The 16,352-nt window shown below is 65.1% G+C and carries 15 protein-coding genes and 1 pseudogene; 3 read left to right on the top strand and 13 right to left on the bottom strand.

The genetic code is table 11. From position 1 onward, the window contains the following. Positions 1 to 9: 9 nt before the first annotated feature. Genes KAK11_RS08795 through KAK11_RS08785 form a run of 3 tightly spaced genes read left to right on the top strand, consistent with a single transcriptional unit; the run spans position 10 to position 3,388 of the window. The gene (locus KAK11_RS08795) at positions 10 to 1,671 is read left to right on the top strand and encodes an FAD-binding domain-containing protein (protein WP_210808367.1); all 1,662 of its coding nucleotides are present in this window, start codon (positions 10 to 12) and stop codon (positions 1,669 to 1,671) included. 2 nt (positions 1,672 to 1,673) lie between these two features. Beyond that, on the top strand, positions 1,674 to 1,838 hold the full coding sequence (locus tag KAK11_RS08790; RefSeq protein WP_210808365.1) for a DUF2256 domain-containing protein: 165 nt from the start codon (positions 1,674 to 1,676) through the stop codon (positions 1,836 to 1,838). Then, the gene (locus tag KAK11_RS08785) at positions 1,835 to 3,388 is read left to right on the top strand and encodes a cryptochrome/photolyase family protein (RefSeq protein ID WP_210808363.1); all 1,554 of its coding nucleotides are present in this window, start codon (positions 1,835 to 1,837) and stop codon (positions 3,386 to 3,388) included. Before KAK11_RS08790 ends, KAK11_RS08785 begins: the two co-directional genes overlap by 4 nt. 56 nt (positions 3,389 to 3,444) lie before the next feature. On the opposite strand, the gene KAK11_RS08780 is transcribed toward KAK11_RS08785, so the two are convergent. The 13 genes and pseudogenes from KAK11_RS08780 to KAK11_RS08720 all read right to left on the bottom strand — a co-directional run bounded on the left by KAK11_RS08780 (position 3,445) and on the right by KAK11_RS08720 (position 16,319). After that, on the bottom strand, positions 3,445 to 4,734 hold the full coding sequence (locus KAK11_RS08780) for a GNAT family N-acetyltransferase (protein ID WP_210808361.1): 1,290 nt from the start codon (positions 4,732 to 4,734) through the stop codon (positions 3,445 to 3,447). Continuing rightward, positions 4,709 to 5,293, bottom strand: coding sequence for an AAA family ATPase (locus tag KAK11_RS08775; RefSeq protein WP_210808359.1), 585 nt, complete (start codon positions 5,291 to 5,293; stop codon positions 4,709 to 4,711). Before KAK11_RS08775 ends, KAK11_RS08780 begins: the two co-directional genes overlap by 26 nt. An 87-nt stretch (positions 5,294 to 5,380) precedes the next feature. Beyond that, complete coding sequence (locus KAK11_RS08770) at positions 5,381 to 5,779, bottom strand: DUF4345 domain-containing protein (RefSeq protein ID WP_210808357.1); 399 nt, start codon at positions 5,777 to 5,779, stop codon at positions 5,381 to 5,383. Positions 5,780 to 5,929: 150 nt separating this feature from the next. Beyond that, on the bottom strand, positions 5,930 to 6,772 hold the full coding sequence (locus tag KAK11_RS08765) for an alpha/beta fold hydrolase (protein ID WP_210808355.1): 843 nt from the start codon (positions 6,770 to 6,772) through the stop codon (positions 5,930 to 5,932). Positions 6,773 to 6,788: 16 nt separating this feature from the next. Continuing rightward, positions 6,789 to 8,939 (bottom strand): 3-hydroxybutyrate oligomer hydrolase family protein, encoded by a 2,151-nt coding sequence (locus KAK11_RS08760; RefSeq protein ID WP_210808353.1) that lies wholly within the window; start codon positions 8,937 to 8,939, stop codon positions 6,789 to 6,791. A 51-nt stretch (positions 8,940 to 8,990) separates the two neighbouring features. Further along, entirely contained in the window at positions 8,991 to 10,094 is a 1,104-nt protein-coding gene (locus KAK11_RS08755) for a branched-chain amino acid ABC transporter permease (RefSeq protein WP_210808351.1), read from the bottom strand. Next, positions 10,091 to 11,122 carry a branched-chain amino acid ABC transporter permease gene (locus KAK11_RS08750; RefSeq protein ID WP_210808349.1) on the bottom strand — a complete coding sequence of 344 codons (1,032 nt, stop codon included), beginning with the start codon at positions 11,120 to 11,122 and terminating at the stop codon, positions 10,091 to 10,093. Before KAK11_RS08750 ends, KAK11_RS08755 begins: the two co-directional genes overlap by 4 nt. Next, positions 11,119 to 11,871, bottom strand: a complete 753-nt coding sequence (locus tag KAK11_RS08745) for an ABC transporter ATP-binding protein (RefSeq protein ID WP_210808347.1) — start codon at positions 11,869 to 11,871, stop codon at positions 11,119 to 11,121. Before KAK11_RS08745 ends, KAK11_RS08750 begins: the two co-directional genes overlap by 4 nt. Further along, positions 11,868 to 12,629 carry an ABC transporter ATP-binding protein gene (locus tag KAK11_RS08740; RefSeq protein WP_210808345.1) on the bottom strand — a complete coding sequence of 254 codons (762 nt, stop codon included), beginning with the start codon at positions 12,627 to 12,629 and terminating at the stop codon, positions 11,868 to 11,870. The genes KAK11_RS08745 and KAK11_RS08740 overlap by 4 nt, the downstream gene beginning before the upstream one ends. Before the next feature lie 9 nt (positions 12,630 to 12,638). Beyond that, positions 12,639 to 13,889 carry a substrate-binding domain-containing protein gene (locus KAK11_RS08735; protein WP_210808343.1) on the bottom strand — a complete coding sequence of 417 codons (1,251 nt, stop codon included), beginning with the start codon at positions 13,887 to 13,889 and terminating at the stop codon, positions 12,639 to 12,641. 213 nt (positions 13,890 to 14,102) lie between these two features. Next, on the bottom strand, positions 14,103 to 15,608 hold the full coding sequence (locus KAK11_RS08730) for a sigma-54 interaction domain-containing protein (RefSeq protein ID WP_210808341.1): 1,506 nt from the start codon (positions 15,606 to 15,608) through the stop codon (positions 14,103 to 14,105). A gap of 44 nt (positions 15,609 to 15,652) precedes the next feature. Continuing rightward, positions 15,653 to 16,083, bottom strand: a pseudogene (gene yiaA / locus KAK11_RS08725) (inner membrane protein YiaA). Continuing rightward, positions 16,080 to 16,319 carry a hypothetical protein gene (locus KAK11_RS08720; RefSeq protein ID WP_210808339.1) on the bottom strand — a complete coding sequence of 80 codons (240 nt, stop codon included), beginning with the start codon at positions 16,317 to 16,319 and terminating at the stop codon, positions 16,080 to 16,082. Before KAK11_RS08720 ends, yiaA begins: the two are co-directional and overlap by 4 nt. Positions 16,320 to 16,352 lie beyond the last annotated feature (33 nt).

Here is a 16,352-nt window from a genome sequence, read left to right as displayed (position 1 = left end):
CGCCATGCCATGAGCACCAGCGTCGTCTGGTTCAAACGCGACCTGCGGGTGCATGACCATGCCCCGCTGATGCAGGCCGCCGCGCGCGGCCCGCTCTTGGCCCTGGTGGTGGTGGAGCCGACGCTCTGGGCCCAGGAGGACGCTTCTTTGCAGCACTATGCCTTCTGGCAAGAATGCGTGGCCGACCTGCAGCGTCAACTGCAGCGCGCCGGCGTGCCCCTGCACCTGGCCGTGGGCGAGATGGTGGAGGTCTTGGAAGCGCTGTGGTCGGCCCAGCCGTTTGAGGCCCTGTTCTCCCACGAGGAGACCGGCAATGCCACCAGCTATGCCCGCGACCGGGCCGTGGGCCAGTGGTGCCGCAGCCGCAGCGTGGCGTGGCACGAGTTTGCCCAGCATGGCGTGGTGCGACGCCTGAAAAACCGCGATCACTGGGCCACCCGCTGGCAGCAACACATGGGGCAGGCGACCTTGCCCGCGCCGGCCCCCGGCAGCCTGAGAGGGCTGACGGTCTCTCAGGACAGCAGCCTGAGAGGGCTGACGGTCTCTCAGGACAGCAGCCTGAGAGGTCTGACAGCACTCCCAGAGATCGGCCTCCACAGGCAGACGATGCCCTGGGCAGGCGGGCCTTGGCCCAGCCCCACCGATCTGGGCCTGGGGTCGCACCAGCCGCCCGCCCGGCAGCTCGGTGGGCGGCGGGCCGGGCTGCAGGTGTTGACCGACTTCTTGGCCGAGCGCTGCGGCGACTACCGGGGCGGCATCTCCTCGCCGCTCTCAGCCCCCAGCGCCTGCTCCCGACTCTCGCCCTATCTGGCCTGGGGATGCCTGGGCCTGCGCGAAGTGGTGCAAGCCACCCAGCGGCGCATGGCCCAGCTCAGCTCCACCAGTGGCCAGCGCCAGCAGCGCGGCTTACAGGCTTTTATGAGCCGCTTGCACTGGCACTGTCACTTCATCCAGAAGCTAGAGTCTGAGCCCGAGCTGGAGTGGCGCAATCTGCACCGTGGCTACGACGGCCTGCGCGATGAGGTGGCCGACCCCGTCCGCCTGCAAGCCCTGATGAATGGCCGCACCGGCTGGCCGCTGGTGGATGCCTGCGTGGCCATGCTGCACCACACCGGCTGGCTCAATTTTCGGATGCGGGCGATGTTGGTCTCGGTGGCCAGCTATGCCTTGTGGCTGCATTGGCGGCCGGTGGGCCTGTGGCTGGCGCGTGAGTTTTTGGACTACGAGCCCGGCATCCACTGGAGCCAGATGCAAATGCAGGCCGGCACCACCGGCATCAACACCACGCGGGTCTACAACCCCCTCAAGCAAGCCCAAGACCACGACCCCCACGGCCACTTTGTGCGCCGCTGGCTGCCGGCCCTGCGCCGCGTGCCCGACACCTGGCTGCTGGAGCCCTGGCGCATGCCCGCCAGTGTGCAAGCCCATTGCGGCGTGCAGGTGGGAGTGGACATCCCCGTGCCTCTGGTGGACTTGAGCACGGCCACCCGCGAGGCCAAGGCCCGCGTGCATACGCTGCGCGCCCAGCCCGAGGTGCGCGCCGCACGTGCGGCCATCGTCGACAAGCACGGCTCGCGCGGCCCGCTGCGGGACCGGCTGGATGCAGCGCCCGGCACACGTCGCAGGCGCTCTTCGGCCCCTGAAGCCGTGCAACAAACCTTGGACTTTTGACCATGCGCATGAAGCACAAGGCCGACCTGCCCCAGAAGCCCTGCGCCCACTGCGGCCTGCCCATGGTGTGGCGCAAAAAATGGGCCAAAGTCTGGACCGAGGTGAAGTACTGCTCTGAGCGCTGCCGCCGCGCTCGCGGCTCATCCACCCCAGGCCCGCAGCCATGAGCCCGCGCCGCCCCACGCCGGCCCACACCCTGCGCTTGGTGCTGGGCGACCAGCTCAACCCCCTGCACCCCTGGTTTGAGCAGGTCGACGACGAGGTGGTCTATGTCTTGATGGAGGTGCGGCAAGAAACCGACTATGTGCGCCACCATGCCCAGAAAGTGCTGGCCATTCTGGCGGCCATGCGCGACTTTGCGCGGCACTTGCGCGAGGCGGGCCACCGCGTGCGCTATGTGGCCCTGGACGACCCCAGCAACCGCCAGACGCTGCCCGACAACTTGGCCGCGCTGATGCAGGCCTACTCGGCAAGTTGCTTTGAGTACCAAGCGCCGGATGAGTGGCGGCTGGATGCGCAGCTCAAGCACTGGTGCGCCGCCCAGCCCCATGCCTGCAGCATGGTCAGCAGCGCGCATTTCTACACCGAGCGTGAGGATCTAGCCACCCAGTTCAAGGGCCGCCAGCGCTGGCTGATGGAAGCCTTTTATCGGCGCATGCGCCAGCAGCACGGCGTGCTGCTGGATGCCCAAGGCCAGCCCGAAGGCGGCCGCTGGAACTTTGACCCCGAGAACCGCAAGCCCTGGCCGGGCCACCCCGCACCGCCCGCCGACAGCCGCCCCAGCCACGACCATTCGGCGCTCTGGCAGACCGTGGTGCAGGCCGGTGTGGCCACCTTTGGCGAGCCCCAGGCTGAAAGCCTGCGCTGGCCGCTGAACCGCGCCGAGGCCCTGGCCCAACTGCAGGCCTTCGTCACCCACACCCTGCCCCACTTCGGCGACTATGAAGACGCCATGAGCAGCCAGAGCCCCCGGCTGTTTCACTCCCTGCTGTCCTTCGCGCTCAACACCAAAATGCTGAACCCGCGCGAAGTGGTGCAAGCTGCAGAGGCTGCGTACCGGTCCGGCGCTGCGCCCCTGGCCGCCACCGAAGGCTTCATCCGCCAAGTGCTGGGCTGGCGCGAGTATGTGCGCGGCATTTACTGGGCCCACATGCCGGGCTATGAACAGCGCAACGCGCTGGGTCATCACGCGCCGCTGCCCGCCTGGTTCTGGACGGGCCAGACCCAGATGCGCTGCCTGCGCACCGCCATAGTCCAATCGCTAGAGACGGCCTATGCCCACCACATCCAGCGCCTGATGGTCATCGGCAACTTCTGCCTGCTGGCCGGCATCCACCCTGCCGCCGTGCACCAGTGGTATTTGGGCGTCTATATCGACGCCTTTGAATGGGTGGAGCTGCCCAACACCGTGGGCATGAGCCAGTTTGCCGATGGCGGCCTGCTGGCCACCAAGCCCTATGTGGCCAGCGCCGCCTACATCCACCGCATGAGCGACTACTGCCAAGGCTGCGCCTACCAACGCCAAGCCCGCACCGGCGATCTAGCCTGCCCCTTCAATGCCCTCTACTGGGATTTCTTTGAGCGGCACCGCGAGCGGTTTGCCCACAACCCGCGCTTGAGCATGGTGCTGCGGCAGTTGGAGAAATTTGAGCCCCAGGAGCGGGCGGCGATTTCAGAGCGGGCAGCGTGGTTGCGGGGGCAGGTGGACGAACTCTAAGAAGACAAAGCAGCGTGCCGCGTGGCGTCGCAGCAGCGGCGCGAGGCACGCTTCGTTCAGTCCACGCCTGCCACCCGGCACATCGGCACGCAGTGAAAGCCGCCCTGCACCGTGGCTGGACCTGTCGGAAGGAACCCGAATCGCCGATACACCGGCTCCGCCGCGATGCTGGCATAGACGGTGAACTCCGTGGCGCCACGTTCGCACTGCACACGTGACAACGCAGCGGCCCAGAGCGCCGAGCCTATGCCTTGGCCCTGCACATCGGCAGCCACGAAGAACTGACCCACATAGCTCAGGTCCTTCACCATGATCATGCCCACCACGCGCTCGTCGCGCTCGGCCACGAGAAAAAAGCGATCTGGCTTGGCCATGGTTAACGCAAACGAATGGGGCTGCATGCACGCATAAAAGGCCTGTGTCTCCTCGCTTTGCGGATCCACCAACATCGCGTCTGTCAGACTGCACACCAGGGTAGACACTTGAGGCGCGTCCAGCGGCGTACCTGGGCGGATGTGGCACGGCCCCTCGGGGCGACGGAACACTGCGGCCACCTCGCTCACCAACCAGCCCCCGAAATCCTCCAAGAACTGCTCTAGGGGCTGCTTCGTGTCCGCGGGCGCAATCGCCCATTGCAGCGCCTGTCGCATCTGCGGCGCTCGCTCAGGGTAATGGCATGCAAAGGCCGTATAGCAAGGATAGAGATCGCGGGTGTAAGTGCGCTCCCGCGCCATCGTCAGCTCAAAGCCGCTGCGCACCACGCGCTTCATGATCCATTGGCACCACTCGCGGATGTCTTGGGCCATCTCGGCCGTGTCACCTTCTGGACATTCAGCTTGAAAGGCCTGAAGGTCCGCCTGCAACTGGTGCGCATGCGCAGCCAGTGCTGGCCCGGGCCGATAGCCGGGCAGGCTGGGGGCCAAGTCCTCTCCCCAAAGACACAAAGATTGGGTCTTGATCAAGAAGGGCCAGACCTTGGCCTTCGGGTCCTCGCGCACCGTGCGATGGGACACCAGGCTCACCTCCAGCCCTGTATGAAAAGAGAACTCTTTGCTCATGCGCGCCTGCAGCGCAGCGACCCATGCCTCGTCAGAGTCTCCAGGCTCAGAGTGCAGCACCGCAAAGCTATCGATGTCGGCCACGCCTTCAATGGCCCCACCCTTGGCCACTGAGCCGCGCAGATAAACGCTGTGCAAGCGGGTGCCGAAATGGGCGCAATAGGCCTCGACGATGGCCTCTACAGCAGCGGACCACGGTGGCGCAATCAGGTCGCGGCGGCAAGGGTTGATGAGGGTGCCCTCGGCATCGAGGGCGAGGACGTCACCGAGCGGAAGGATGTGAGTCATCAAGTGTGGCGGGCAGATCAATACGCAACTGCTGCGAGCCTTGTGGCTGAGTGCGCGAATTCAGCCATTGAAGCACGTTCGACAGCCGCTGCGCCACTGACAAATCCCCATCCAAATGCAGCACGGGGCAGCTGCGCTGCGCCAACCAAGCCAAGTGCTTGGCCAAGCTGCGGCCCTCAGGTGGGCCTTGCTCATACTGAGCGGCCCAGGCCAGAAAAGCCGGGTCAGCGTGGCCAAAGCGTTCGATCTCGCGCTGGCGCAAGCGCTCGACGCGCAGTGCGGTGGGCAGGGTTAAAAAGACGATCAGATCGAAGGCGTCTTCAATGTCGTGGCCCCAACCCACCACCGATCCGCTCATCACGATGGGGCCGGGGGCTTGCAAGGCACGGCACACCATCTCGGCACGTTCATGCGCGGGGCGCTTGCTCAAGAAAGGCGGCGTGGTAGGCAGCCAATAGCAGTCGTCACCGTCCACGTGACGACCCTGCAGAGCCTCAGCGAGTGCGGCACCCAAAGTGCTGGTGCCGCTGCCAGAAGCGCCGGTGATCAGAATCTGCATGGGCCGATTCTGCCCGCCCATGTCCCACCCACCTACGCTCGCTTCAATGCGGACGGCCCAATTGACGCAGGCAGGACGAAGGGCGGCTCAGGACACCGTGGCTGGCAAACGTCGAAGCAAGACAAGACCGATCACTGCGGACACCGCCTCGGCCGCGAAGTAGAACGTGAGCATGGGGCTGGGCACGCCGTCCATGAGAAAACTCAGGGCTCGACCCGCCGCCAACCCTCCCATGAAGAGAACTTCCAGCAGGATGGCCGTGCGAATCCAGCGCGGCTTCCACGCGCCCACGAGCCACATCGCCACAAAGGCAAAGTAAAGCCCCATGATGGCTCGGAAGATGTGCGTCAAATCTCTGCTTCCCACGGAGAGATCCAAGACCCGAGGGAGGACTTCCGCAGGTGCAAGCCCATAGGACAAAGCGATGGGCACCAGGCCTAAGGCCGAAGCGAGCAGGTAGAGGCGAGCGACAGAGACAGACGTCATGGCGCTTTATGGCTTGGTGAAGGGGTGAGCAGCACCTTGATCAAACCAGCGCCGCCTGAATGGAGGCCGCAATTTAGGAGGAACAGCTAAGCGCGGCAACCTAATCGACAGTGGGCTCCTCCGAGCATTGCGTCAACTCGCCAGCCCACCTCACCCCGCCAAAAACCCACTCACCCACTCGAAGTGCTGCGCCACATTCAGCGCCGGCGCATGGCCGCAGCCGGGCACGGTGATGAGCTGGGCGCGGGGGCCGCGCTGGGTCATCGCCTGCGCGACGTCAGGCTCCAGCAGGTCCGAGTGTTCGCCGCGCAGGCACAGCACGGGGATGCTCAAGCGGTCCCAGGCCGGCCACTGGTCGTAGTCCTGCGGGTGGTGGAAGAACTGCTGCACCATGGCCGGGTCGTAGTGCGGAGTCACCCGGCCGTCGGGCAGGCGGCGCACGCTGGTTTCGGTCAGGCGGCGCCATTGCGCGTCGGTCAATGCGCCGTAGGGTTGGTAGATGGTGCGGAAGTACTGCTCTAGCTCGCTGACCGTGGCAAAGGACGCCGGGTTGCCGGCATAGCTGCGAATGCGCTCGACGGCGGCTGTGGCCAACTGCGGGCCTATGTCGTTCAGCACCAAATGGCTGATGCGACCCTGGAGCCGCCCGGCCGCCGCGTGCAGGCCAATGGCGCCGCCCATGGAGGTGCCCAGCCAGCGGCACTGGGCAATGCCCCATTGGTCCAGCAGGCTCTCGGCCAGTTGGACATAAAAGGCCAGGCAGTACTCGCGCTCGGGCGCCGGGCTCCATTGGCTCAAGCCCCGGCCCAGGGTGTCGGGGCAGATCACCCTGTACCACTGGCTCAAGTGGGCGGCAATGTCGTCCATGTCCCGCCCGGTGCGGGCCAGGCCGTGCCAGGCCACTACCACCTCCCGGTGCTGGGCGCCCCATTCGGTGACATGGATCTCGCGATCCAGGCAGCGCACATAACGAGAGGTGGGGGTGGTGCTCATGGCGGTGCGGGCTCGCTCAGTCGGGAATGCGCAGGGTGGTGCCCGTCAGCACAATCTGGTCGGCCACTGCGGGGCTGCTGGCGATGGCCGGCACGTTGGCTGCTCCCAAGGGCGTGACGCTGCTGGCGCGCGGCGTGGTGCGCACCACTTGGCTGGGGGGCAGGGGTGTGCCCTCGGTCAGCCGGGCCCAGACGGCGTCCAGCGCACGGTTGAAGTACACATGCAAGGGCACATAGCGGGTGTCATAGCCCAGCAGCGGCCCGAAGGAGATGAAGCTGTCGAAATGCTGGGCGTTCGTCACCTCCACATAGCTGGCTTGGCTGGGCTGGCCGTCTTTGAGCAGGTGGCGGCCATAGTAGGCGCGGGCCGTGTGGTTGACGGGCAGCAGCGCGTCATTGCGCCCCGCCACGATCATGACTGGGCGCCCCCTCAATTTCGCCGTTTGACGCACCTCAGACAAGCCTGCCCGCACCCGGTCGCTTTGGGTCTTGAGCAGGCCCGTCAAGGGCTGGCGGGTGACCGGGTCGCGGCCCGTCACCAGGCTGCGCAGGCACAGCGCGCCGTCCAGCGCGAAGTCGGCCGTGCCACTGCTGGGCGAGGCGGCCAAAAAGTCGAGCTTGGCGCCGCCCACAGAGGAATTCCACACTACATTGACGCCACTGGTCGGCGGCACGCCATTGCCGCTGGCAAACAGGCCCGCCTGCACCACGGCCAACTGTGGCACCACGGCGCCGGTGACATCGGTGTTGGCAAAGCTGTAGCCACACACGCTGTCGGTCACGCTGAAGCGGCCATAGGCGTTGGTGTAGGTCACCGCGATCGCATTGGTGGCAAAGCGGAAGTGCGAGGCCTGCAAGAAGTCGCTCTCGGCCTGCCAGCCGTAGGCCCGCATCTGGGCCAGGGCGGCGTCGGCCTTGTCGGTCAAGGTCTCGCCCTGGATCAAGCCCTTGGCGGCCAGGGCGTTGCAGCGGGCCTCGGCACTGGCCGTGTAAGCGGCAGGCCAGAACAAGGGGCTCAGGCCAATGCCGGCTTGCGGCGACAACACGGCGCAGGCCTGGTACACATTGGCATGCGTGAAGTAGTCGAGCAACAGACGGCTGTGCTTGGGCACGAGCTGCTCGCCTTGCTGAATGCGCAGCTCTGGCGTGCGATAGGGCTGGGCATTGGGCTCGCTGACCGCCACGCCGTCGATCAGCCGCTCGGTGTCTTGCTCCAGCGCCGAGAGCGCTGCCCCACCGCCGTTGGACACGCTGGACGCGATCACCACGGTGTTGTTGGCGCGGTAGAAGGGCTTGCTCGCTCCTTTGGCCTTGGCGCCTGCGTTCGGCAAGGCTGCGGGCGTGTGATAGGTGTTGAGCACATGCAGGGCAAAGCGCACGGCGTCCAGGGTGTTGCGGCCCCAATCCTTGTCGGGCAACTGCTGCGAGTGCGCGTGCTTGTAGGCCACGCGGTGGGGCGTGGCCGCATTGAAGGCGGCCAAGTCCTCGGCGCTGACCGCCGCTTTGAACTGCGCCTCGGTACCAGCGGTGGCGGCGTTCAGCAAGCTGCCATCGCGGGCGGTGACGGTGTCTGTCATCAGGTCATGAAAGCCGTTACCGCTGCCTTTGTCGGTGTAGGCCACGGCACAGCCGCGCTTCAAGCCCCATTCGCCGGAGGTCGCGATGGCACCATAAATGCCGCGCGAGCCCGACGAAGTGCCAGTGATGATGCAGGGCCGGGCCGGGTTGAAGCTGGTGGGCACCTGCACCATCAGCGTGACGTTCTGGGCGCCGGTGCCATCGTCTGCCCAGACGATGTACTCGGTGCCGGCAATCTTGCCCTCACCCAAGGTGTCGGCGCCTTGCGCGTCGATATTGGGGCCGTAGAGCACGCCCATGCCGCCCAATGCGCTGATGTCCACCAGCGCACGGTAGTTGGTGTAGATGGCATTGCGGCGCAGCTCTGCAGCCGTAGGGGCCAGCGGGTTGGCATAGGCCGGGGCTGCGCCCATCAAGCCGGTTTTGCCCAGTCCGGCGGTGAGCAGGTCGTTGCTCACACCGTCATAGCTCGCCACAGCAATCGGGCCGCGCCAAGGGGTGGCGGGCGTGCTGGCGGCCAGCACCGGCAAAGTGACGGCCAATGCCGCGGCGGCGGCCACCGGGCCGAGCTGTCGAATCGTCATCATCATCACGGTCTCCTCGTTGTGCGGCGCCATGACCCCGGCGCCTCGGGACTACGTTCAGGACTCAGATGCGCGCGAGACGGCCGCCCTCAAGCGCCCCACCACCCCGGAGGGGAAGTGGTAGACCGCGAGCACAAACAACACGCCCAGCCACAGCAGCCAACGGTCTGGGGAGAAGAGCGTGCCCAGCAGCGGCACTTGGGCCAGCACGCCGTCTTCGCCACCGGCCAGCTTGAGCAGGTCTTGCAGATAGTTTTGGGCCAGCACAAACAGCACCGAGCCGATGACCGCGCCATAAATCGTGCCCATGCCGCCAATCACGACGATCAGCAAAATGTCCAGCATGATCTCGAAGGACAAGGTCGTGTCGGGCCCGGTGTAGCGCAACCACAGCGCCAGCAAGGCCCCGGCCACCGTGGCACCGGCCGCCGAGATCATGTTGGAGAGTGTGCGATAGACCACCGTGCGATAGCCCAGGGCCTCTGCCCGGAAATCGTTCTCGCGGATGGCCTGCAGCACACGGCCAAAGGGCGAGTTGACGATGCGCAGCAAGGCCAGCACAGCCAGCAGCACCACGCTGAAGAGCAGGTAGTAGCTGATGATCTTGCCGTCGATCATCAAGCCTAAAAACGGTGTATCGAATGGCTCGTACGAAGGCGAGAGCCACGGCGGCACCTTGAAGCTCAGGCCGTCCTCCCCGCCGGTGAAGTCGCTGAGCTGCGAGGCCAGGGTCTGAAACGCCGAGGCCACGGCCAGCGTGATCATGGCGTAGAAGATGGCTTTGACGCGCAGGCTGAACAGGCCAATGACCAAGCTCAACAGCGCCGACACGCACAAGGCAGCGCCCAAGCCGATGAGCACCGCGCCAAAGCCGACACCGTCTTCGCCGCCCAAACGGGTGGCACTGATGGCCACGCCGTAGGCGCCGATGCCAAAAAACATGGTGTGGGCAAAGCTGACGATGCCGGTGTAGCCCAAGAGCAGGTCGTAGCTGGCCACTAGCAAGATGAAGACCAGCATCTTGGCCGCCACGCCCAAGGCTTTGGCCCCGCTGAACACAAAGGGCTCCAGCGCCAAGCCCAGCAAGACCACCAGCATCGCTGCCGTCAGCCAGCGGCTGCGTGGCAGGTCTTTGGAGAGGAGTCTGTGGAGCCCGTTCATCGCTGAGACACCGGGTACAGCCCTTGCGGGCGCCACAAGAGCACCGCCACCATCAAGACAATGTTGGAGAACAGCGCCAGCTTAGGGAAGGCAAAGCCCGCGTAGTTGGCCATCAGGCCCACCAGCAGCGCGCCCATGAAGCAGCCCAAGGTGGAGCCCAGGCCGCCGATGATGATGACGATGAAGATGAGGGTGTTGACCTGGGCGCCGATCTGCGGGTGCACGTTTTGCTGGTAGAGCCCCCACATCACGCCGCCCAGGCCTGCCAGGGCAGAACCGGCCACAAACACGCCCACAAACAAGCGGCGAATGCGGTAGCCCAGGGACTCCACCATCTCGCGGTCTTGCACGCCTGCGCGGATCAGCAAGCCGACCTTGGTGCGGTTGAGCGTGTAGGCCAGCGCGGCAAACACCCCCAGGCCGATCACCACCGCCAAGAGGCGGTACTTCTCGATGGCGGCATCGCCCCACAGCAGCGCACCGCGCAGCGCCTCGGGCAAGGGCAGCGGGATCTGCTGCGGGCCCCAGATCATCTTGATGACCTCCTCACCGACGATCATGCCGCCCATGGTGATGAGGATTTGCTTGAGGTGCTGGCCATAGACCGGCCGCACGATGACGCGCTCAAAGGCCCAGCCCAGCGCACCGGCCACGCTCATCGCGGCCAGCATGGCGCAGAACACTGCCACCAGGTTGTGCATCAGCGAGGCACTGGCCGTCCAATCCGCCATGCCCGCCATCACACTGGTGGCCACAAAGGCGCCCATGGCAATGAACACGCCATGGCCAAAGTTCAGCACGTCCATCAAGCCAAACACCAGGGTCAGGCCCGAGGCGATGATGAAGATGATCAGGCCCATGGCCAGGCCGGCCACGGTCAACGTCAGCCAGGTGCTGCCCGAGCCCACCAGGGGCACGCCGGCCAAGGCGACGGCCAAGAGCAGAAGCACCGGGCGCCAGTCGAACTGGGCTTTGGGAATGGCCGCCCCCGCACCAGGCGGCACAGCCAGAGGTTTGGCGACGCTCATTGGTGTGCTCCCAAAGACAAGCCCAGCAGGCGTTGCTGCAAGGCTTGATCGGCGGCCAGGTCGGCCATGCGGCCGCTGTGGACCACGCGGCCGTTGTCCATCACGGCCACGCTGTCACCCAGGGCTTGGGCCATCGAGAAGTTCTGCTCCACCAACAGCAGCGTGGTGCGCTGGCGCTTGAGCTCTTGCAAAGCAGCGATGAGGTTGTGGATGATGGCCGGGGCCAGGCCTTTGCTGGGCTCGTCGATCAAGATCAAGGCGCGCGGCTCGATGATGGCGCGGGCCACCGCCAGCATTTGCTTTTGGCCCCCGCTGAGCTTGCCCGCCGGGTAGAGCCAGAACTTATGCAGCGCCGGAAAGAGGCTGAAGATCCAGTCCAGGCGGGCGGCGTCCAGGTCGGCTGCGCGGCGGGCCTCGCGGGCCGCCAGCAGCATGTTCTCTTGCACGCTGAGGTCCGCAAAAATGCCCATGCTCTCGGGCACATAGGCGATGCCCTCCTGCGCAATCTCGGGCGTCGTGCGCTGGCCGCCCGGGCCGCCGATGGCTTGGCCTTTGAACTGCACGCGGCCTTGTGAGGCCGCCCACAAGCCCATGACGGTGCGCAAGGTGGTGGACTTGCCCGCCCCATTGCGCCCCAGCAGCATGGTGACCTCGCCCTCGGGCACCTCCAGGTCCACGCCATGCAGGATGTGATAGGCCCCGATGTGGGTGTGCACGCCCTTGAGGCTGAGCAGTGGCGCTGCGCTCATGCGGCCTCCGCGCTCACGGGGGCAGTGCCCAGATAGGCCTGCTGCACCACGTCCGATGCGATGACGGTGGCGGGCTCGCCATCGGCCACCAAGGCGCCGTTGTGCAGCACGATGATGCGGTCGGCCAGCTCGCGCACCACGTCCATCTTGTGCTCGACCAGCAGGATGCAGCGGTCGCGCCGCGCTTTGAGTGCGCGGATGAGGTCCAGGATCACTGGCACCTCATCCACGCTCATGCCCGCCGTGGGTTCGTCGAACATGTAAACCTTGGGGTCCAGGGCCATCAGCACGGCCACTTCCAATTTGCGCTGGTCGCCGTGCGGCAGGCTGGCCGCCGGCATGTCGCGCTTCTCCAGCAGGCGCACGGTCTGCAATATGCTGCGCGCCTCTTCCAGCCAGTCTTGACGGTCAGACCAAATCGCCCAGGCATTCAGGCCGCCGCCCGCACGGGCCTGCACCGCCAGGCGCACGTTTTCTTGCACGCTGAGCGAAGGAAAGAGCTGGGTGAGCTGAAAGGCCCGGCCCAGCCCCCGGCGCGTGCGCAAGGGCGCAGGCAAGGCCGTGATGTTCATGCCATCCAGCCACACCTCCCCTTCGCTGGCCGGCAGTTGGCCCGAGATCAGGTTGAAATAGGTCGTCTTGCCCGCGCCATTGGGGCCGACGATGGCGGTCAAGCTGCCTGGCGCAAAAGCGCAGGAGACATGGTCCACCGCCACATGGCCGCCAAAGCGGATGGTGAGGTCGCGGGTTTCAAGCACGTTCAAACATCAACGTTTGTTGCGGATGGGCACGTTCATTTCTTCGGGCTTGATCTCGCGCACCAGCTCCGGCACGCCCCACGCAAACGCCGGGTCCACCTTGATCTTGAAGTGGTACATGCTTTGCAGGGCTTGGTGGTCTTCTTTGCGGAAGGTCATCTTGCCCTTGGGCGTCTCAAAGCCCATGCCCTCCATGGTGCTGATGAGCTTGTTGGTCGTGGTGTCGCCCTGGGTTTTCTTCAGCGCCTCGACCACGGCAATGGCGGCCGTCATGCCACCGGCCGTGAAGAAATCGGGGGGTTGCTTGAACTGCTTGTAGTGGTTGGCCACCAGCCATTCATTCACCGGGTTCTTGGGGATGCCGAAGTAGTAGTAGGTCGCCCCTTCCATGCCGGGGAACTGCTTGTAGGACGCCATCGCCGGCAGGATGTTGCCGCCCGTGGCAATCTCGATGCCGTAACGCTTCAAATCGAGATCAGCGATCTTGAAAGGGTTGCCACCACCGCCCGCCCAGATCACCCAGATCACCTTGCGGCCGGGCTTGTCCTTGAGCGCGTCGATCAGGCGCTGGGCGCCGGCGGTGAAGTCGGTCGTGGTGGTCGGCAGGTATTCTTCATGGACGATCTTGGCGGTCTTGACGGCTTCCTTGAAGGCCTTCACGCCGTCGCGCCCAAAGGCGTAGTCCTGCGCCAAGGTGGCGATGGTCACACCGGCTTTGTCCAACGCCACGGCATTGGAGATGGCGTCTTGGCTGCTGTTGCGGCCAGTGCGGAAGATGTACTTGTTCCACTTCTCGCCGGTGATGGAGTCGGCCACGGCCGGCTCCACCAACAAGATCTTTTTGTACTCTTCGGCCACCGGCAGCATGGCCAGGGCCACGCCCGAGGAAGTGGGGCCGACGGCCAAGTCAGCCTTGTCATCGGAGTAGGCGGCCGCCAGCAGGTTCTTGCCCAGGTCCGGCTTGCCTTGGTCATCCTTCTCAATGACCACCAGCTTCTTGCCCGCCACCATCATGGTGCCGCCCGTGGCGTACTCCAAGCCCATCTTGAAGCCCAGCGCGGTCTGCTTGCCATAGGCTTCCAAGGGGCCGGTCTTGCTGTGGATGTGGGCGATGCGGATCTCGCCATCGGCCGCCTGCGCGGTGCGCGGAAGCAGGCTCAAGGCTGCCGCACTCACGGCCAACAAGGAGGCAGCCGCCAGCAAAGTGCGGCGCTGAGGGGCGCGGCGAACCGCCAACGCAGTGGGTGCAACACGGGTCATGAGCGAGGTCTCCTCGATAGGGGTGGAGTCCCACTTGCAACGCCCATGCCATCTCGGCCACAGCCTCGGGTAAACACGGGCTTTTGGGGGCTCCAGGGGCTCAATCTGGACGTTTTGACCCGCTTTATGGGGGCGACCCTGCGGGCGCGCGACGCAGCCACTCGGTCCACGCCGCCCGAAGTGACTAATAGTCAGACACTGATCGTCTGATCATCAGACATTTGGCTGCCAGCCAGGTTTGCTCGCCATCTTTTCGTACAGAGTGGCGCGGGCAATGCCCAGCAGCTTGGCAGCCGCCTGCTTATTGCCGCCGGTCTGCGCCAAGGCCTGGGCGATATAGGCCGCCTCCAACTCGGCCACTGCTGCAGGCAAGGTCTTGTGCCCAACCTCCGCCGGCAGCATCAACGCAGCAGCCTGGTGCTGCGGGGCTGTGCTGATGGGGCCTGGCTGAAGTCCGGGCAGCGCCTGCTGCAGGTCACCGACATTCAGGGTCATGCCGTCGGACATCAGCGCAGCCTGCTCCAGCACATTGCGCAGCTCTCGCGCATTGCCGGGCCAAGCGTGCTGCGCCAAGGCGGCCAGAGCCTCGGCGCTCAAGCTCTTGTGCGGCATGTGGCTGCGGCGGGCAATGTCATCCAGCAAGTGTTCGGCCAAGGCGTCGAGATCAGCCACCCTTTCGCGCAAGGGCGGCAGGCGCAAGGGCAGCACATTCAAGCGATAGAAGAGGTCAGCCCGGAACTGGCCCGCTGCCACCATGGCCGGCAGGTCGCGGCTGGTGGCAGCGATGACGCGCACATTGATGCGCTCGACCCGGTTGCTACCCAGCGGCTCGACCTCTTGCTCTTGCAGCACGCGCAAGAGCTTGGCCTGCACCGCCATGGGCATGTCGCCAATCTCATCCAAGAACAAGGTGCCGCCATCGGCCAACTTGAACTTGCCGCTGCGCCCCTTGCGGTCGGCGCCGGTGTAGGCCCCGGGCGCCACACCAAAGAACTCGGCCTCCAACAAGCTGTCAGGGATGGCGGCGATGTTGATGCCCACAAAGGGCTTGCTGGCCCGACCGCTGGCCGCATGAATGGCCTGGGCCATCAGCTCTTTGCCGGTGCCGGTTTCACCCAAGAGCAAGACCGTGGCGTCGCTGCTGGCGGCCCGGCGCGCGGTGCGCTTGACCTCCATCACCGCCGGGCTTGTGCCAATGAAGCTGGCGATCGTGTATTTGGGGCGGCGGTTCTTGACCTGCTCGGCCGCCAAAAGGCGCTGGGCGTCCTCCAGGTCTTGCTGCAATTGGCTGAACTTCAGCATCAAGGGCTGCAGCGTGGTTTCGTGGTGCTCGCCATGGTTGGCAAACACCAGACCCACCGCGCCAATCACTTGGCCGCTGTCATCGCGCAGCGGCAGGCGGCTGACCAAGAAGGTGCCGGCTCGGTTGGTCAGCAAATCCACCAACATGGGCTGGCCGGTTTCCAGCACCTGCACCATCAGGGTGTTGGGCACCACCTCTTCGACGGGCTTGCCCACAAACTCGTCTTCATGCTCAAAGCCCAGCGCGGGCAAAAAGCGTTTGTAGCCTTCGCTGATCCAGACGATGCGATGCCGCTTGTCGACCACCAACATGCCCAGGGCGGCCTGGGCAAAGGTGTCGAACATGCTGCGGGCAGCAAGCTTCAGGACTTCATCGGCATCGCGCAGCAGCGCGGCGGCAGAGGGTTTGAGCGGCATGGTGCGAGTGTACGAAATCCGTACACTCGGCCGTCTTCAGTCCCTCAAGCCTCGGCCGCAGCGGACTCGAGCGGCTCTTTAAACAAGGCCAAGTCGCGCACGTTCTTCTGGACGGCGACAGCCCCGAACAGGCTCAGCAGGAAGGACATGGCGTAGAAGCCTTTTTCGCTGCTGGCCAAGGGGCGTTCCACAGGCCAACGGTGAGCAAGCTGACGGCCATGATCAGCGCGACCCAGCACAGGCTGAAGTACATGCTGGTGACAGGGATGCCTTCCAAGCGATCACGCACGGACTTTTGCAGTGAGACCGCCGCAAACAGGCCAAACATCAGCAGGGTGAAGTAGTAGCCCTTTTCATTGAGCTGCATGGCATCGGCATTCCAGAGGCCCATCAGATAAACCACGGCGCCAATCAATAAAGCGGCCCATGAGGCACCGACAAAAGCGGTCGTGGGTCGAGACAAGGTAGGTTTCATGCGCGCTCCTCAATATGGGCTGTTTGCAGGGACCATGCCCCGCGTAAGCGCACATGGCCACTGGCTCCCGTATCAGGAGCAGGCGCGATTGTCTCAGGCTCTGCAGGCCGCACCAGCGGCAGCAACACGGGCTGAGGCTGCAGCAGCGACCGCGCTGCGGTGATGAAGATCCATGCCAAGGTGGTGATCACCGTCAACCAAAACAGGATCAGCAAGCCCGTCGTTAAATTCACCATGTGGTCTGCCTCCCCGGCTCATTTTTGTGGTGA

Origin of the sequence: Ideonella paludis (genome assembly GCF_018069865.1) — a bacterium.
GTDB classification, from domain to species: domain Bacteria; phylum Pseudomonadota; class Gammaproteobacteria; order Burkholderiales; family Burkholderiaceae_C; genus Ideonella; species Ideonella paludis.
The sequence above is the reverse complement of the archived record's forward strand: the minus strand, read 5'-3'. Positions and strand labels throughout refer to the sequence as shown.